Below are 17,223 nucleotides of genomic sequence, written 5' to 3'. Positions count from 1 at the left end.
AGTTAATTTGATTTAAAGCCTCTAGATCAAATCAGACTTGAGTAGTTTTATTAATGGATAGATATTATTAATATTATAGTATTTTAAGTTCTCAATCAAAAAAACACAAAGTTAATAGCTGACTTTTTACTAGTTATATAAAATCAGAAGGAAAGCCCCCGGAATCTCATCTAACTTGACTACAAACACGAATTAATAATATTTCACAGAAAGCTCTGACAAACGAAGGGGCTATATAATAGGATCTCTCCAATCAATAATTTCGAGACCTGAAGTATCGATCGAACCCTTAACAAAGACATGCGGTATCTTACCCCATGCAGGTGCACTTCTTTCGCCTCTGCTTTTCCAATCTTCATAGAAGCTCAAAGCTTCAGGAGGTACAATTTTAATTTCGTCATAAGTATCATGATTAATAATTTCAAAACATGAATCGGGGTCTGTCTCTAGTCCGAATTCATACTCAGGTCTATTCATATCAAAGATTACCAAGTCTAACTCTTTTAAGCTTGAAACTGGAATCTTAAAGAATTTTACCGACTTATTAATATCAGAAAATACTGACTTTAATGCTTGAAATACTAAAGAAGGGTGTATGGATGAACAATGCAGAACCTCTCCTCTGCGACAGTTCAACTTAGGAATATTCTTGAGGGGAAGCTTTTTACGTTTAGGATGATCATCATATTTTTTTATTTCCGATTCAAAAATATGTGGCATTTTCTCTTTTAAATCAAAGAGAGGGTGCAGCCACTGACCTTCAAAATCCACTGGTACCCCGTGATATATAAATGATGCCATATAACCCCTCTCTTCTAAATCAAACTCTTAACAAGTAGTAAACACGGATTATGCTCATCCCATAGAGTTGGAAAAACTTCGAGTTTCTTAAAGTCTAGGGCCTCATAGAAGAGCCTCGTCTTCTTATAGTACTCATCTTCACTTGAGCTATCGACAGTCTTCACTTGTAGAAACTCAAATTTCTTTTGTGCCATAACTTTTTCAGTTTCTGCGACAAGCATTTGTCCTATCCCCTTGCGATGATTGCTTGAAAGAATTCCCATGACATAAATTTCACAACTAAATTCACCATGCTCTTTGATACTTTAAAAGCCTATTGCCTCATCACTTTCGTAAGCGACAAGCATGGCCATTTCTTTAGACTTATTTACATAATCAACAATCGCCTCTTCAATTCCAAACCACTTTGGAAGTGAGCGCAGGATTGTGTTGCAGATGTCAGGGTTTCCACTTTCTAAGAATTTAATTTCCATAAATAGATTATAACTCAAATCCTATAATTGTCACAATTCAGTCTAGACCCTAGTTACTAGAAACCTGTTTTAAAGTTTATCAGCTATTAACTTAGCTGTTTCATTTAACTTGTCTCTTGATGACTCATCAGGATCAGTGCCTGAAAAGCCCATTCGATGACCGTCGCCTGTGTACCTTGGTGCGATGTGAAGATGAGAGTGTGGAACTTCTTGGCCGGCGATTTCTCCGTCAGAAAGAAAAAGGTTCGCTCCCTCGCAAGGTATGTCAGACTTCTCTATGGCCTTGAGTATATTTTGAGCTACTTTAAACATCTCAGCAACCATATCACTATTTACGTAAGAGAATCTCTCATGGTGCTCGTTAGGGATAACAAGTACATGCCCTTTATTAATCGGATTGAGGTCCATGAATGTCGTGACCTTGTCACTCTTGTAAACAAAGCTGGCATCAGCTTCACCTTTTAAGATTTTACAAAATATACAGTTATTCATTACAACTCCAAAAGATTAATTAACAGCAAATGCTTTTTTTATATATTCAGATAGAATCATTCTTTCCACCATCAAAACTAGCATCCAGACCGCAAGTATTAAGCCAATAACAAATGCTAAGCGACTACGTCTTCTAAAAAACCTCGAAATTAAATATGCTAATCTGAAAAACAAAAAGCCGAAAGAGAATGAATACTGATAGTGAAAACGTTGACTGAGAAGCTTTATTACACTTGCTGTTTCTTTATTATAATCCTTTTCATTCTCAGCTTTTAAGTATTCGATTATTGCATTTTTCTGCGTTTCAATTAAGTCCCCCGACATTTCACGATGCGCCTGACTTAGAAGATCAAAAGCTATCTTTTCCTCAGGTGTGAACTTCTTATCCATGTGTAGAAGTGATCGCGCTAACTCTAATGTAGCGCCTCGATGATAAAAATTATCAATTGTTTTAAATACAGAAAGATAGCTTCGCTTAGGATTTGTTATCTCACCTATTAATTCACGTGCTACTTCTTCACTAAAATGAGACTTGATAAACTTTGTTAGAAAGCGAATTTCGTACGGATGAATGTCGTCATCAACGCTTGCTAGACTCAAAAGGACTTTAATTTGTTTTGCTCTTTCTATCTCGTTCATAAGAGTATTATCATACAAATAAAAAACATTTCAACAATATTAAATGATGTTAAAATAAGTCATGAATCAAAAAATCGCCTTTCTTCTAATTCTATTCGCTTTAGGGTTATATAGTTTTTACTATTGCCCAAATGACCTAGAGATTGGCCATTACAATCGTAAATATAATGATGGCAAAAGAACTCTTAAGATAGCACACGTTTCAGACCTCCATACTAAGGGCCTAGGAACAATCGAAAAGAAAGTAATTTCAGCTCTACAAAAAGAAAAACCTGACATAATAGTTATCACAGGAGACTTAGCGACGCCTGATGGAACATATGAAGGTTACCTTGAAGTCCTAAGAAAAATGAAAGCCCCTCAAGGAGTCTATTTTGTCCAAGGCAATTGGGATATATGGGAAGAACTCCCAAACAAAGAAAAATTATTCCAAAAAGCAGGTATTATCGACCTCACGAATTCAATGAAACAAATAGACAAAGATTTAAACTTGATTGGATTTGATGACCTAATTGGAAAACCTGCAACTAAATTATTAAAGAGTGTAGATAGTTCTCTACTAAATATAGCTCTCTTTCATACTCCTGATTTCTTCGACACAATTCCCAACTCAATCCCCCTCTCTCTCGCAGGACATTCACATGGAGGACAAGTAAGAGCTCCATTCTACGGCCCTTTATGGACTCCATATGGAACAGATAACTACGTTTCGGGATGGTATAAAAAGGAAAACAAAGAACTCTTTGTCAGTCGGGGTATTGGCAATTCAATTTTACCGATAAGGTTTAATTGTCGTCCAGAGTTGGCGTTAATTGAGATTCATTATTGATTAAATTCAGAGACTCAACCGACAATTCATATGATTTCATTAATATTTTAAAAAAAGATTTGAATCCACTATTAATATGATTTTGAGAGAGTAAGCAAAACTGTTATAATTTACTTAATGTCCGGTCGTTTAATTTTGTAAACAGCTAGCCCCCCTCTGAATTAATAACTCATATAGAAAAAAGAAAAGACATGAATAAAATCATTTTAGACACTAATGTAATTATCAATCATCTTAATTCAATTATAAGTTTATCAAGTGACTACAAAGTATATATACCTGACTTTATTATTACTGAATTGAACTTCATATCTAGGCGTAAGAAAGAGTATAAAAGCATACTTGAACTTGTAGAGAAATTAATTGATGATGAAGTTTTTGTATTATTGAAAAACAAAGAAATAGACGATGAGCTTTTACTCGAACTTGATTTAATCGATAATAATAAAGTAAACACGATTTCTCACTTAGATAAAAAGTTACTATCCTTAGCCAAAAAAAAAGAGAACAAATCGAATAAGATGACTCTTGTTACTGACGATAAAATTCTATTAAACATATCTAAAGTACTAAATATTGATTCAATTAACTTCAATAAATTAAAAAAAGAAAACTCAGATTCAGATTCAGTTAAAAACCCTAGCGATGTCTCTAAAAATGCAGAACTATTGGAGCTTGCAGAAGTAGCAAATCGCGACGTTAATAAATCAATTGCAATAAAGATCATTCCTCTTATCTTGGGTTTGTTTGGTATAATTTTAACTTCATTACCATTTCTAAATGATTTTATCTTTCCTGTGTTAACAGAGATAATAAATCAATTGTCTACTATTTACTTAAAGTCATTAAAGATGGGAATTGTCGGTTGGCTATTAAACCTTATATTTGCATTACTATTCCCATTCTTTTTATTTTACGTTAGAAGTAAATACCGTTTATACTATGGTGTTTTTGAACTCCTATTAGGAATAATTATCACAACTGGTTTTTTACATCAAACTGACGGAAATCAAGCAAAGAACAATATCTTAATCTTGGTAAAAATTATTTCCGGTATCTATTTTGCGATCAGAGGCATGGATAATATAGACAAAGCCATCCTTGAGGAAAATGTGCCAAAGCTAACTACAGTCTGGAAAAATTTGTTCCATAGTTAACACAGGCAACAACATGATTTTTGGTTACTGTCTAGATTCAAGTTACTAGCGTAACTTTTTTATTATGATAAACCTCGAAGTAATGAATAAGATAGTAAATAGGCCCATCAATATCATTTCCAAACATGACGTAATCAGCATAGGTCCTTAAGCTAAAAAGCAAGGTTCCTAAAGGAAGAACGAATCTTAACAAAATATATTTTAAACGTGATACCTTCTCACTAGGAAATAAGAATCGTAAAGCTTTTCTAAAATTAAACATAATATCTCCTATTAGATATCTAAAGTTATCAACTCAGGCGCATTACCTTTACGCGTAGTCAACGATTAAGCACCTAGAATATTTTCTCAATCATTCACCTTGGAGACTTATAAGGAGTTATTTGTAAACTAATCTTACCCTCAAAATTTGGATTTTCTTTAAGAAATTCATCAAAAACAGCTTTATTAATCACCCATCTTTCAATTAATGGTTGTCTAAAATAAGGATCAAATACTTCTGACTTCAATGGACCATGGAAGCGCTCATATCTTACAATGCATTCTCCCCCCTCATCTATATACCTCAATGGGTCTTCATCACTTACCTTGAGCTCCAATGATTTTAAAAACCAACCACAAAGATCAACTCTTATCATGGAATACTCTGATAACCCCCCTCCTTTCCAAGCAACCCATTCTTCTGAAAAATCACCAAATGGTTGCTCTATTTCAAAATATCTAGAAAAAGATCGCCCATTGAATGAAGACGGCTGCCTCTTGGTCTGTGGATTTTCAATATCAAACTTCGTTCCCCATGAAAAATATAGCTCTATATCAAATTCCCTTGTATATGACGAAATAAAGCCAGCAACAATTATCTCATCGTCACTTACTCCGTTATTAAGTGCCTCTATTAATTCGTTCTTCAATGCTTGATTACATTCTGCCTTCCCCAAAAGATCCTTAACATCAGGACTTGGAGGATATTCAGCGGCATCACAGTCTATAATCTGCGGACTCTCAAGTATCAAAAATGGGTCATCTGACTTAAGTAACGCTAAGGATAAATATTCAGCCATAGTTTCATCAAGTGACATATCAACTAAATCATCCCCCAATGTTTCATATAAGGATATTAGATCTGATTCAGTAGAAACCTGCATTCCTCTATTATATGTCGATACTTTAAAGTTAAGTGGTATTTCATAATCTTTCTTCAAACTTCCCTTCAAAGACAAAGCACGAGATGCAAGTGCATCAACATTCACATTCGGAAACAGAAATTTAAGGTGAGTAAGTAAAAGCTCAACAGAAGAATATCCTGAAGCTAATGACCTCGATCCAAACTTCTCAGCTTTTGTAATAATAGCTTTATTAACATTTAGAGCTTCATGTTTTTTTGAACTTCTATTGTAGGTCCATTTAACTTTTTCACCACCTTCAACTCGTGACAATGAGTTTAGATTTATCCAAGCTTGCAAGCTTTCACATAAGAGATCTGATTGATGTGATTCTTCAAGAAACTTTAAGATAACACTTTTACTTCCTGCCAATTCAATGCAAAATCTTTCCAAGAGAGATAAAACTCTCATTCTCACATCAATACGAATCATCTCCCCCTTACTTTCAACATGCTTAAACATATCAGGCTTAACTTTTAACACGGCCCATAGGCCACGTAGGGATGAATAAACTTGTTCAGTAAACCTTGAGTGTAAGAGCAATATGAAATAATTAGTTGTGAAGTCAAACCAGCTATTTACTTCAAAACTCGTATCATTACTATAAGTTGGCACATCTAGGTCAAACGATTCATCTGGGTTTACCCAAGTAGTTAAAACCTCTACCCAATTCAACAAACCTTTTTTTATGTAGTCAGGCTCAATAGACAATGCCCTAAGCCTACAAACATCATCAATATTATTCGATACGGCTTCTATCCAAAGTGGAAGATTTCCTTTGCACTTAGTGTTAATCTTACTCATTGTTTGATCAAGTATTTTCTCAAAAACAACAGATGAATTGATGTGCCAAGAAATAGACTCAACTAAATAATCAAAGCCTTCAGAGTGCCAGCTGTATCCATATGAGTTTTCAAGACATTTTGTAAAAATCTCCAATACCAATTCATCATCAATTTTCCTGTCTTCTTTTTTCTCATCATCTAAAATCTTTCTTAAAGCTCTAAAATAATCAGACCTATTACTCTCATCTAAATCAGTAAGTAAATAATTAATTTTATCCTCAGCGACTCCCTCTAATTCACTTAATATTTCCTTTACCTCTTTTCTATCTTTTCTGCTAAACCATCTTGATTCCTTATGGTAAGAACAGCCTTCAATACTAAACTCGGCTTTACCAAGAGATTTCATCTCTTCAAGTAAATCACTATTTTCTGGTCCTAACTTAAATTTAATTCCATCTCTTAAATCAGCAATAGTGGCCTGATCATCATCACTTGAATATGAAAGAGCTCCTATTGTAAAACACCATAAAGCCTTCAAATCTTCATTCGTATAGCTACAGTCTTCTAAACCTTCAATAATTGATCTGAACAAAACAGCTGCGTCCAAGTTAAACCACTTATCTTCACTATCGCTTGACCTTAAGTTCAAGTAGCTCCAAAAATGATTTGGAGACTTTAAAAACTTCATTTTTAAAACTTCAGAGTCAACATAGGTGGACATTCTATTATCACCAAGTTCATTCGCCATTCGGTTAATAGCTAATACCTTAAGTAAGAAGTCATCCTCTAAGGCTATATCGCTTTGAGAAGCATCTTGTAACCATGACAATAGACTATCAAATACATAATCTTTATGTTCAGAGAACCCAATAGTTCTGCGAGACAAAAGTATGTCCGTTTCTTCAACGACAGGCCTTAACCCCAAGGCTAGGGCCAAAGGTTTAAACCTTTGAACTAAACCCACCCTTTCATTAATACTTGTTTTCCACGCCTCTCCTTTAGTTGAAAAATAGTAAAGATAATATTTTTCAAGGACACCTACTTCATTCTTGTCAGCCCAATATTCCCAAAGTGGCTCCAAAAATCCATTAACTGGCTTTTTTGCCGTAAGCTCTTTCATGATTTCAAAAACAAAGCCCTCTATTTCCACTCCAAAGTCTTTATAAAAATAACATAAACCTTTAAATACAAACCTCACCGACTCATTTAACCCATTTAGAAATACGGAAGATTGTATTTCATAGATACCTACGATGGCTTTAAAACTACTAAAGAAATCATTTTTGAAATGATTAAATACACCTGAGGACTTACGTTTTAAATAAAACAAACGACCTATAAGTACCGCAGCATAATTAAGTCTACAGAATGCATCAGCAGTACGATCATCACGATAGCCAGAAGAATAGATATTCTTTACCTGCTCCGAAATTCCTTCTACAGGCCTCGTGTGCTCAATGTATCCTTTTGAGAATGACATCCATAAGAAATAAACTGCATCATCTGTTCCTCCTTTGATGTCACTTAACATTTCTTCTGTTTTATCTTTAATAAAATCAAATATGCTTGAATCACATTCATTACCTGCAATAATAACAAATGACATAAGTTTAATTTGTGCACGAGTTCTTAAGTTCTCAAATGGAAAATGATTATAAAAAAGAAGTAAGTGAGACCACTTCTTTTCGCTAAAAAGATAGTCTATAGCTTCTTCTAAGTAGTCAGAAAACCATGATCGACTATTTAAAACTTGTCGTAGCCACTTCTTTGCTTCTAACCTAGATGCTCCTTTCAATAGTCCCGAATTAAAAGCTGCAACAACCCATGATTCTTCCTCTAACTTCTCTTCACTTTTTTCTGTAGTTATTACTTCAAGGTCTAGTAATGACGTATAATATCCCAAAGATGCAATAGCATCTTTAAATTCATTTTCTAACCTTCCTTGAAAATCATAAATATCATCTTTATCAAATACAGTAAGGAGATCAACAATGCTCAACTCTGAAAACCATCGTATAAATAGAGATCTAGCTCTATCTTTCTCCTCTAAACAAAAAAGCTCTTCTAAATCTGAAATAACTCGCTCTATCGTATCTAATGTCCACTGACTTTTTGAAAGGACATACTTCTCAGTAGACAGAACTTTCAAGCTAATGTCTGAGTCCCTAGTGTGTTCAAAACTGTAATCAGAATAATCAGTTCCATCTGTAACACGGAGAATCTGTTTAAAGGTATTCATGGCCAAAGTAATATCATGTATATCACTCCAGTCTTTCATTTTAACAGATGACTCAAGTGCCTGTTTTAAATAATTTGAGGTTTCTTCAGTTCTACGTTGTAAAGACCATGCCTCCAATACAAAATCGTTAGTTACAAACTCAACCACACGATTTTGCTCACCACTAGCAATTAACAGATTCGATAAGTCAGCATGCCTAGAGATTCCCATATCACTTTGCTTTTTTAGTAAATCTAGAAGTTTTGATGAAGCATCTTTAAATATCTGGGGTTTACTGCTCAATATAGAATTCAAAAAAATACGAACATCATTATGTAAAACATGATACCCATCTCTATCACTCACAACCAAGGGGTAAAGACTTAATAAATGTTCCTTCCAGAAAGCTTCTGGTATTTCCAAATTAGAGTAAGCTAACTCTAAATGCTTAGGTTGAATTCTTTGACTTAACAAGCAAAGGGAGCTTGCAATGTAGACCTGCTTAGAGTCTTTATTATCTCCTAATTCACTTACTAGCTTACTCCAAATATTATCATAATAAGCATTTAAATCACTTGAGAGGCTTAGTTGTTCTAGCCTTTCTTCGAATTCTACTAAAGAAGAAACCTTTGTTGCCTCCTGAGAGGCGAAAACTGTTGGAAGAGTATTCCCTTTTGTACGGTTTATAACGACTCTTGCCAAGGAACTGGTTTCAACTCCTTCGTAATTTACATTCAAAGAGTCTAACAGCAAAGTAACGTCTTCTAAGTCAAGAATAGGAACATTTAAAGTTTCGACTAAATCATGTGACCTTTTTAACCAAACAGGATAAACCTCATAGCTTTCAGGTGGTTGTCCTGCAATTAAAATATGTATACTTTCAGGTATATGCTCTGGTGGGATTAAGGATGAAAGAAACTTAGAACCTTCAATCCCTGCTCTTGCGGCGTGATCTATTCCGTCAATTGCTACAACAACTTTTGAACCAATTTCATTTGAATACAGTTCACAAAGTCGTAAGACATGACCTCTCATTTCATCAACAGTTAAAAAATCATTAACGACAGGAACATTGAATTTGGCCAAGCGACCTCTTAACTGTTCTCGCAATTGACTTAACAAATCACTCCAAAGAGACTCTGCAGTACACACAATCGAAGAGTCTGTTGAAATCATCGTAGAACTTGGGTCTATTGGCTTAAACGCATGAAATCTAAGATGCACAACAGGGTTAATATGATTTGCTAAAGAGCTAACAAGACTCGTCTTCCCTGAACCAGGGTCACCTGTAAGAAAAGTTACAGGTTTATCAGCTTTTGAAACAATTTTATAAAGATTATCTAAAAAAGACTTTCTGCTTTCAAAAAATGGTGCGGGGGGTGATATATTATGATCACCAATAGTCCTAGTCTCTCCAGCACACACTGCCTTGTATACGTCTTCCGATGTAATTTCTTCTTTTTCTCTATTACTCGTAGCCCATTTTCTTAAAGCATGATCTAACTTTGAAAATATTGAATAAACTCCCTCGCTTGGGACTCCAAAGACAACTTCTATTTTTCTAGAGATTTCTTGCTCTAATTCTACAAGATTAGGCATGTTGGTTTCTAAATGCAAGCCTCTAAGAAACTCAACTTTATCATCACCTTGTAACTCAGATAAACAAGCTATAAAAAGGTTTAAGGCATCTCTAAATTCATCATTCACTTCAAGGTCATCTATACTTGATATTGTATCGAGTTGTGATTTAATTAATTCCCAAAATTTATCTAGAGCAGGTATTTTTGTACTATCTCTTCTTTTACTAGTCCTTGTACCAATTCTCCTATTGGTATTTATTGTTACAGAAATTTTAGTATACGCTCTCTTCCCTTCTAACCATGCCTTTGCCATTTGCTCCAACAAAGATTCCTCTTCATCACTTGGCCTGATAACCAAATCACTAAATGTAATAGTGTCATCTGCCCGAGTGTTCTTAACTTGAATACATTCCAAAGAACCATCTGCCATAGACAAAACAACATCATCTATGCCGGTAAACCCGTGCTTCTGTAATGTAACTGATTCAATTCCATTATCAATATTAAGCATATCAAGAATTTTTCTTTGCCCTACAGTCCATTCGTAAAAATATGGATCACCTATGCCAGCAGATGCACTCATACATAACTCCAAAACAACAATTCAAACTTTGTCCCTGTCAGGATACTTCATTTTAATTTTTAACAGTTTGAGTTTTAGGTGCTTTTTCGTTGACCACACATAAAAAACACACCGACTTCACTACCCATCACAAGCACATCCCTTCGGCTGATAACATTGGTACGTTCTCGATATACAAGAGTTCCCACACGCTTTGCCTTTACGACATACTTTGCAACAAGCACTATTCACTTTATTAAAATTATAATTTTGATGAGACTTCTGATACTGAGTTGAACGTGACGCTCCAGAATTGTGACAATGGTAATCACCAGTCTTTCTATTATTGTGGCATCCTGAAGAATTTGTTCTTCCAGAATGGGCCAAAACATTTATTGAAAAAATAAGAATGATGAATACGATAAAACTTCGAAACAAATTTATCTCCAAATAAAATATAATGAACCCCATCGCCATTCCCCACCCAAAACTTAACCCACACCCACCACCAAAACCCCAACAATTCCAACCACATACACACCATCTCAAACCACCCCAATAACAAAATGAACACCTTACAATTCCAATCTAAACTGCACCTCAAGATTTTAAAGTCAAAAAAAGTTCAAATAAATTTTCGAAAATGTTAAGCTACTCCTCACACAAAAAAGGATTTTCAAAGTGCCAGAATTACCCGAAGTCGAAACCATCAAATCACAAATCTCACACGTTCTCCCAATGGAGATCGAAGACGTCGCATACTCGGACGTGAGTGATTCGATTGTCAAAGACCGCGACTTCAACCCGCAAGGCATGACTCTTGAGCGAGTGGAGCGCCAAGGAAAAGTTCTGCGCTTCTTCTTCACTGATCAAGACGGAAATGAATGGCGTGCAATTTCAGGTTTAGGAATGTCGGGATCGTGGCGAATTGCCACGCAGCCAATTACAGAAAAGCACACGCATATAAAACTCATTGGAACAAATGCCAAAGGCCCTCTGCACTTGGGCTACATCGACCCGAGACGCTTTGGAGTCTTTCACCTCTACTCTCCCCCAAATGAAGCGACTTGGCTTACGCGCTTAGGACCTGATGTTTCTAAAGCAGAGTTCACACTTGAGTATCTTTTGATGCTTAAAAAAGAAAGGCCTAATAAAGTTTTAAAACCGTTTCTTTTAGAGCAGAACTTTTTTTCAGGTGTTGGAAATTATATGGCCAGTGAAATATGCGCCCGTGCGGGAGTGCGCCCGACTCGTCGTATGAAGACACTTACAAAGCTTGAGCTTGAAAAAGTTTATCTGGCCGTAAAGATTGTTCTTGATGATTCCATTAGCACAGGTGGCACGACTTTTTCAGGGGGCTATCAAGATGCGTTTGGAGAAAAAGGTGAAGGCGTAAAAAACCTCGTTGTCTTCTATCAAAAGATTTGTGGGCTCTGCAAAGAAACAGAAGTTAAGAAGATCACACTTGCTCAGCGTGGGACTTACTACTGCCCTCACTGCCAGAAATAACTCCTCCTCTATTCAACCACAAGATAGTCTGCAATCTTATAGTGATTCAATTGATTCACAAGATAGAGTCTTCCCTTCTTTGTGATCACACGAAAGAAGTCATTTCCAATTTCAGGATCGCGAAGCTTTTTTCGAAGACGACTAAGGCTCACATCCATGGTGTTCTCACTCGTTGAACCAAAGAGAATGTCTGAAAGCTTTCCCTTTTCTCCATTACCCGCGCGATTAATGAGACGAAAGAGTTCCATATCTGTGCGGCTTACGACGTGAAAGAGTTTATAGATTTCCATTAAGTGAAAGCGGCCAAAGAGGGCCTCAATATATTCATCTTCTCCCATACTTTTTAGTACACAGAGATTGCCCCCCAATGGAAGGAAGCGGTTAAGATTGCGCTGAGTGAAGTCATCGACAACATAGACATACTTAAGAGTTGTGTATTTTATTTCTTCGATGAGTTCGTCTGGGATAGTATCGAGTTCAACAATAAGAAGTTCGCCTACTCCAGTTTGAGAAGGTATTTCATCGAGATACTCAATAGGAAGTCCGAATGCTTCTTCAATAGCATCTGCATAAAAGAGTTTTCTCTTATCTGTGGTGTAGGCCAAAATTTTCATTTCTACCTCCAAGTAATTTTACTTGAAAGCACTTCATTGAAATCTTAATTTTTTTCTAATAAATATTTTGGAATTTCGTAATTCGTTAAACGACTCACTATATAGAGCCTTCCACTCTTTGTGATAATGCGAAAGAAATCATCTCCGATTTCTGGATCACGTAACTTCTTTCTTAAGCGGCTTAAGTTAACATCCATTGTGCTCTCACTAGTCGAGCCAAAAATGAGTTCACTTAGTTTAGACTTCTGTCCATTGCCGGCCCTTAGAATAAAGCGAAATAATTCAGTGTCGGTATGACTAACAAGATGGAGCATCTTGAACATTTCCATTTGATGGATACGGCTTGTAAGAATTTCCATGAAATCTTCAAATGGTGTGCCCTTAACTGCAAAGAGGTGTCCACCAATTGGTAGCAGGCGATTAAGGTTATGTTGTTTAAGTGTATCAACTAGCGTGACAAATTTAACTCTCGTGTACTGTGCCTGCTCAATAAATTCATCTGTGATTTCATCTAAATCTAAAATGAGAATTTCACCTGGAGGAAGTTCAAATGGAAGCTCCTCTAAATACTCAAACTTGGCACCATAGAGGGCCTCTATTTCCGACTCCCTAAAGATTTTCTTATGATTAGACGTGTAAGCTTTTAATTTTATTGACATAGTAAACCTTACGTATTTGTAAGTAAATAATATTGCCTAAACATATTATCATCATGTTGTACCAATAACAATAGTTGGTAAATAATAAAACTGGAGGTTATGGATGAAAGAAAGAAGAGTGTTTGAGAACATCGCTGAATTAATTAGAGTCAAAAGACGTTCTTTATCACCTAAGGTGTCACAACAAGGATTGTCGTACCGCCTAGGTTATAAGAACGGACAATTTATAAGTAATATTGAACGCGGACTATGCTCTGTGCCACTACGTTCACTGAATACGGTTTGTAGTGTTTTAAAAGTATCGAAAGAAGAGCTTAAAGAAGTACTTCTAAAAGATTACGAGCAAACGATTGATAATTATTTCGCGGAAGCGGCCCAACAAGAACAGGCCAGCGCGAGTGTTGAAGCGAGGGACGCTTCAGCATCTAGTGACAAGGAACTGAAGGGAAATTTTGAATTTGCCAGCAGTTTAGTCATCTAATATAGGGTGACTCGATTACCCTCAGGTGTACTCAACAAGCACTTCGATTCAATATAATCTGAGTGCACCTGAGGAACTTTTTCAAATCAAGAAATTTAGGCCATAATGCTCTCACATAAAAGCACACGCATTCGAGGTCTAAATGGAAAGCCAATCCCCATTACAAAAACTAATTAATCATTTTAAAAATAAGCGCGGCCAAATCTATACGGCCTCATTTTTTTCAGTCTTAAATAAAGTATTCGACATTGCTCCTCCCCTATTAATCGGTCTTGCCGTTGATACCGTTGTTAAACAAGAAGACTCATTTCTTGCGGGCATGGGAGTCTCAGATAAAGTCCAGCAAATCTATATCCTAGGTTTTCTAACTTTTATTATTTGGGCCCTAGAGTCCCTCTTTGAATACCTACTTAAACTATGGTGGCGTGGACTGGCCCAAGAAGTTCAACACGATCTTCGCATGGAGGCCTATGACCATCTTCAAAACCTGCATATTTCTTTTTACCAAGATAATAACTCTGGGAACTTAGCGACCATTCTTAACGACGACATCAACCAGCTAGAGCGCTTCTTAGATGTTGGGGCCAATGATATTATCCAAACCCTGACGACAGTTGTTTCAATCGGTGGAATCTTCTTTTACCTTTCGCCGCAAATTGCCCTACTATCACTAACACCAGTGCCATTTATTCTTTGGGGAAGTTTCTACTTTCAAAAGAAGGTACAACCTCGTTATCAAAACGTAAGAAGTGAAGCAGGACTACTTGCAAGTATGCTTGTGAATAATATTGCAGGGATGATGACGATTAAGTCATACGTTGCTCAAAAGTTTGAGTACGATCGCCTAGAGAAGCAATCAAACCAATATGCTAAGGCCAATAAAGATGCCATTCGCGTCTCTTCTTCTTTTAGCCCAATCATTAGAATGGCCGTTCTGTGTGGATTCCTTTTTACACTCATCATCGGTGGTATCGACGTTCTTGATGGAAAGCTAGAAGTTGGTTCATACTCTGTTCTAATCTTCTTAGTACAAAGACTACTTTGGCCACTAACAAGACTTGGTGAAACTTTTGATCTCTACCAAAGATCGATGGCCTCAACGAGCCGAGTGATGGAGTTAATTGAAACAGAAGTAAAAGTAACTGATGGCGGAAAAGAACTTGAAGAGTTTAAAGGCGCTGTCGAATTTAGTGGCATCAATTTTAAGTACGATGAAGAAGACAATACAGGCCTTAAAGATATCAATTTAAAAATTGAAGAAGGACAAACCATTGCCCTTGTAGGCCCTACAGGTTCTGGAAAGTCCACAATGCTAAAACTTCTTCAGCGCTTCTATGATCCACAAATCGGGAGCGTTAACTTTGATGGCCACAATATTAGAGATCTAAAACAGAACTCACTTCGCTCACATATTGGATTTGTCTCTCAAGAGACTTACCTCTTTCATGGGACGGTCTTAGAAAATATCATTTATGGCTCGCAAGGTGCATCTGAAGTTGATGCCATGAGAGCGGCCAAGCTTGCGGAGGCACATGACTTTATCGAGCTTCTGCCTAATGGTTATCAGACTATTGTTGGTGAGCGAGGACAAAAACTATCAGGTGGTCAAAGGCAACGTATTGCCATTGCTCGTGCCATCTTAAAAGACCCGAAGCTTTTCATTTTTGATGAGGCCACAAGTGCCATCGATAATGAAACAGAAGCGGCCATTCAGCGCTCTCTTAAGACAATCACGAAAGGGCGAACAACAGTCATGGTTGCCCACAGGCTTTCAACGATTATTCATGCCGATCAAATCTGTGTTTTAAATGATGGAAAGATTGAGCAACGTGGAACGCACGAGGAACTAATCGCTCAAGAAGGCTTATATAAAGCCCTTTGGAGTGTTCAGACAGGAACGGCCTAGAAAGCAAACTTTAATGAAGAATAAATGGTGTCGTTAGCTCGATAAGCTGACCAATAAGAATTCTTATTTGGCGATTTAATCAGCTCGGCACCTAAATTTAAACTAGCAGCACCACGCCAGAAAGCATAAGTCGCTTCGGCCTTTAAGATAATATCATCGCGATCAAAGTCATACTTTAAATCCCCCATCACATTGATGAAGTCATTAAAATAGTAACGCCCACGCATACCAAGAGCATTACTCCACTTGGCCGTATCAGAGAAGAAATCATCTGATCCACGCTCATTATTAGTAAGAAGGTTGATATAGTTTAAAGAAAACATATAGTAACCTTGATTGACGTTAAATGAGAGTGAAGCGTAACTTTCTCTTTCGTAGTTAGGTTCGATATTAAAATACTCTGATTCGAATTTCTTATTTTCTTCACGGCTAAAGTCAACAACCTTAAAGTCATTTCCAAAAGTCGCTGTTGGATCACTCATATCAACACCGGCAACCATTTGTACGTCACCTAACTGCTGCTTATATTGAATCCCATAATAAAGATGGTGGTTAACCACTGGAGAAGCATCAACTGCAATAACGTCGCGATCTTGGTCAAAGCGAGCATCAGCATTCATCTGCAGACTATTTTGTGGCTTATAGATAAAGAAGGCCGAAAGCTCAGAGCTCTTCTCTTCATTCGTTCCTGAAAGTCTAAATCCAAGAGACTTATTCTTTACAACATCATTATAGATATTAGGCATATCAATTGTGTAATAAAGAGGAAGAACATTTCCTTCAAGTACCGTGTACTTTGGAGGAAGCCTTACCCACTCACTCTTACTCGAAACACTTCCATTTTCAATCTCTAGCCCTGGGTTCATCCCTGGAACAAAGAAGTATGAGAAGAATACCGAGAAGTTGAGATTCTTATTAAATTTGTGATCGTATTGGATACCGACTAGACCTTCCTTCTTTTCAGAAAGTAGATAGAAGCCTTGATTAGGATTAAGCGTACTAAGAAGCCAGTAGTCCTCGTTCTCATTCCACCTAAGAAGTTGGCGTCCAACAGAGATGCGATTATCTTCATCTTTGAACTCGATATAAGCTTCTGGCATTGAGAAGTTAAAGGCCGGCTCTTTTGTTACATAGGCCCTAGCAGCGAATTCACCGTAAACCTTACCATTCCACGCTCTCGTTTCGTAATTCCCTTCAATTTGGGCCCAGTCGTCATACTCTGACTTCTTAGCTGGGTCATTTAATCGTTGGAATTTTTCGTAAGATACACTTCCGTCAAGCTGTGCGTAGACAGCAAGGCCAGATAGCGACACGCATAATAATGTAATTTTCTTGATGAATTTATTCATTAAAGT

15 protein-coding genes are annotated in these 17,223 nt (G+C 36.6%); 5 read left to right on the top strand and 10 right to left on the bottom strand.

Annotated features, from left to right (window positions below; genetic code table 11):
- Positions 1 to 231: 231 nt before the first annotated feature.
- The 5 genes from ABMA79_RS02345 to ABMA79_RS02325 form a co-directional block, all read right to left on the bottom strand.
- On the bottom strand, positions 232 to 801 hold the full coding sequence (locus ABMA79_RS02345) for a hypothetical protein (protein WP_393089936.1): 570 nt from the start codon (positions 799 to 801) through the stop codon (positions 232 to 234).
- Between the two features lie 14 nt (positions 802 to 815).
- Positions 816 to 1,064 carry a hypothetical protein gene (locus ABMA79_RS02340; protein ID WP_393089933.1) on the bottom strand — a complete coding sequence of 83 codons (249 nt, stop codon included), beginning with the start codon at positions 1,062 to 1,064 and terminating at the stop codon, positions 816 to 818.
- A 42-nt stretch (positions 1,065 to 1,106) separates the two neighbouring features.
- Positions 1,107 to 1,274, bottom strand: coding sequence for a hypothetical protein (locus tag ABMA79_RS02335; protein WP_393089930.1), 168 nt, complete (start codon positions 1,272 to 1,274; stop codon positions 1,107 to 1,109).
- A gap of 69 nt (positions 1,275 to 1,343) precedes the next feature.
- Positions 1,344 to 1,766 carry an HIT family protein gene (locus ABMA79_RS02330; RefSeq protein ID WP_393089928.1) on the bottom strand — a complete coding sequence of 141 codons (423 nt, stop codon included), beginning with the start codon at positions 1,764 to 1,766 and terminating at the stop codon, positions 1,344 to 1,346.
- Between the two features lie 15 nt (positions 1,767 to 1,781).
- Entirely contained in the window at positions 1,782 to 2,405 is a 624-nt protein-coding gene (locus tag ABMA79_RS02325) for a hypothetical protein (protein ID WP_393089925.1), read from the bottom strand.
- Positions 2,406 to 2,466: 61 nt separating this feature from the next.
- Between ABMA79_RS02325 and ABMA79_RS02320 the strand changes: the two genes are divergently transcribed.
- Entirely contained in the window at positions 2,467 to 3,234 is a 768-nt protein-coding gene (locus tag ABMA79_RS02320) for a metallophosphoesterase (RefSeq protein ID WP_393089923.1), read from the top strand.
- Positions 3,235 to 3,425: 191 nt separating this feature from the next.
- Positions 3,426 to 4,391: a PIN domain-containing protein gene (locus tag ABMA79_RS02315; protein WP_393089921.1), complete on the top strand. Its 966-nt coding sequence runs from the start codon at positions 3,426 to 3,428 to the stop codon at positions 4,389 to 4,391.
- Between the two features lie 356 nt (positions 4,392 to 4,747).
- On the opposite strand, the gene ABMA79_RS02310 is transcribed toward ABMA79_RS02315, so the two are convergent.
- Together ABMA79_RS02310 and ABMA79_RS02305 are read right to left on the bottom strand one after the other, a co-directional pair.
- Complete coding sequence (locus ABMA79_RS02310) at positions 4,748 to 10,720, bottom strand: ATP-binding protein (RefSeq protein WP_393089918.1); 5,973 nt, start codon at positions 10,718 to 10,720, stop codon at positions 4,748 to 4,750.
- Between the two features lie 120 nt (positions 10,721 to 10,840).
- Positions 10,841 to 11,170, bottom strand: a complete 330-nt coding sequence (locus ABMA79_RS02305) for a YHYH domain-containing protein (RefSeq protein ID WP_393090824.1) — start codon at positions 11,168 to 11,170, stop codon at positions 10,841 to 10,843.
- A gap of 210 nt (positions 11,171 to 11,380) precedes the next feature.
- On the opposite strand from ABMA79_RS02305, the gene ABMA79_RS02300 reads away from it, so the two are divergent.
- On the top strand, positions 11,381 to 12,208 hold the full coding sequence (locus ABMA79_RS02300) for an Fpg/Nei family DNA glycosylase (protein ID WP_393089915.1): 828 nt from the start codon (positions 11,381 to 11,383) through the stop codon (positions 12,206 to 12,208).
- A gap of 8 nt (positions 12,209 to 12,216) precedes the next feature.
- On the opposite strand, the gene ABMA79_RS02295 is transcribed toward ABMA79_RS02300, so the two are convergent.
- Positions 12,217 to 12,822: a hypothetical protein gene (locus ABMA79_RS02295; protein ID WP_392856728.1), complete on the bottom strand. Its 606-nt coding sequence runs from the start codon at positions 12,820 to 12,822 to the stop codon at positions 12,217 to 12,219.
- 44 nt (positions 12,823 to 12,866) lie between these two features.
- Positions 12,867 to 13,481, bottom strand: coding sequence for a hypothetical protein (locus ABMA79_RS02290; protein WP_393089912.1), 615 nt, complete (start codon positions 13,479 to 13,481; stop codon positions 12,867 to 12,869).
- A gap of 118 nt (positions 13,482 to 13,599) precedes the next feature.
- Here ABMA79_RS02290 and ABMA79_RS02285 point away from each other — a divergent pair, with 118 nt between their 5' ends.
- Entirely contained in the window at positions 13,600 to 13,962 is a 363-nt protein-coding gene (locus tag ABMA79_RS02285) for a hypothetical protein (protein WP_393089910.1), read from the top strand.
- Positions 13,963 to 14,104: 142 nt separating this feature from the next.
- Positions 14,105 to 15,868, top strand: a complete 1,764-nt coding sequence (locus tag ABMA79_RS02280) for an ABC transporter ATP-binding protein (RefSeq protein ID WP_392856734.1) — start codon at positions 14,105 to 14,107, stop codon at positions 15,866 to 15,868.
- On the opposite strand, the gene ABMA79_RS02275 is transcribed toward ABMA79_RS02280, so the two are convergent.
- The gene (locus tag ABMA79_RS02275) at positions 15,865 to 17,217 is read right to left on the bottom strand and encodes a hypothetical protein (protein ID WP_393089907.1); all 1,353 of its coding nucleotides are present in this window, start codon (positions 17,215 to 17,217) and stop codon (positions 15,865 to 15,867) included. The two genes, ABMA79_RS02280 and ABMA79_RS02275, sit on opposite strands and share 4 nt — an antisense overlap.
- Positions 17,218 to 17,223: the final 6 nt, after the last annotated feature.

This window comes from Halobacteriovorax sp. HFRX-2_2 (assembly GCF_043196705.1).
In the GTDB taxonomy this organism is placed as follows: Bacteria; Bdellovibrionota; Bacteriovoracia; order Bacteriovoracales; family Bacteriovoracaceae; genus Halobacteriovorax_A.
The sequence above is the reverse complement of the archived record's forward strand: the minus strand, read 5'-3'. Positions and strand labels throughout refer to the sequence as shown.

Excerpts from the sequence above, each read along its gene's own strand:
- ABMA79_RS02330 (WP_393089928.1), bottom strand. The coding sequence starts at position 1,766 with ATGAATAACTGTATATTTTGTAAAATCTTAAAAGGTGAAGCTGATGCC.
- ABMA79_RS02325 (WP_393089925.1), bottom strand. The coding sequence starts at position 2,405 with ATGAACGAGATAGAAAGAGCAAAACAAATTAAAGTCCTTTTGAGTCTA.
- ABMA79_RS02340 (WP_393089933.1), bottom strand. The coding sequence starts at position 1,064 with ATGGGAATTCTTTCAAGCAATCATCGCAAGGGGATAGGACAAATGCTT.
- ABMA79_RS02290 (WP_393089912.1), bottom strand. The coding sequence starts at position 13,481 with ATGTCAATAAAATTAAAAGCTTACACGTCTAATCATAAGAAAATCTTT.
- ABMA79_RS02345 (WP_393089936.1), bottom strand. The coding sequence starts at position 801 with ATGGCATCATTTATATATCACGGGGTACCAGTGGATTTTGAAGGTCAG.
- ABMA79_RS02315 (WP_393089921.1), top strand. The coding sequence starts at position 3,426 with ATGAATAAAATCATTTTAGACACTAATGTAATTATCAATCATCTTAAT.
- ABMA79_RS02310 (WP_393089918.1), bottom strand. The coding sequence starts at position 10,720 with ATGAGTGCATCTGCTGGCATAGGTGATCCATATTTTTACGAATGGACT.
- ABMA79_RS02305 (WP_393090824.1), bottom strand. The coding sequence starts at position 11,170 with ATGGGGTTCATTATATTTTATTTGGAGATAAATTTGTTTCGAAGTTTT.
- ABMA79_RS02280 (WP_392856734.1), top strand. The coding sequence starts at position 14,105 with ATGGAAAGCCAATCCCCATTACAAAAACTAATTAATCATTTTAAAAAT.
- ABMA79_RS02335 (WP_393089930.1), bottom strand. The coding sequence starts at position 1,274 with ATGGAAATTAAATTCTTAGAAAGTGGAAACCCTGACATCTGCAACACA.
- ABMA79_RS02320 (WP_393089923.1), top strand. The coding sequence starts at position 2,467 with ATGAATCAAAAAATCGCCTTTCTTCTAATTCTATTCGCTTTAGGGTTA.
- ABMA79_RS02275 (WP_393089907.1), bottom strand. The coding sequence starts at position 17,217 with ATGAATAAATTCATCAAGAAAATTACATTATTATGCGTGTCGCTATCT.
- ABMA79_RS02295 (WP_392856728.1), bottom strand. The coding sequence starts at position 12,822 with ATGAAAATTTTGGCCTACACCACAGATAAGAGAAAACTCTTTTATGCA.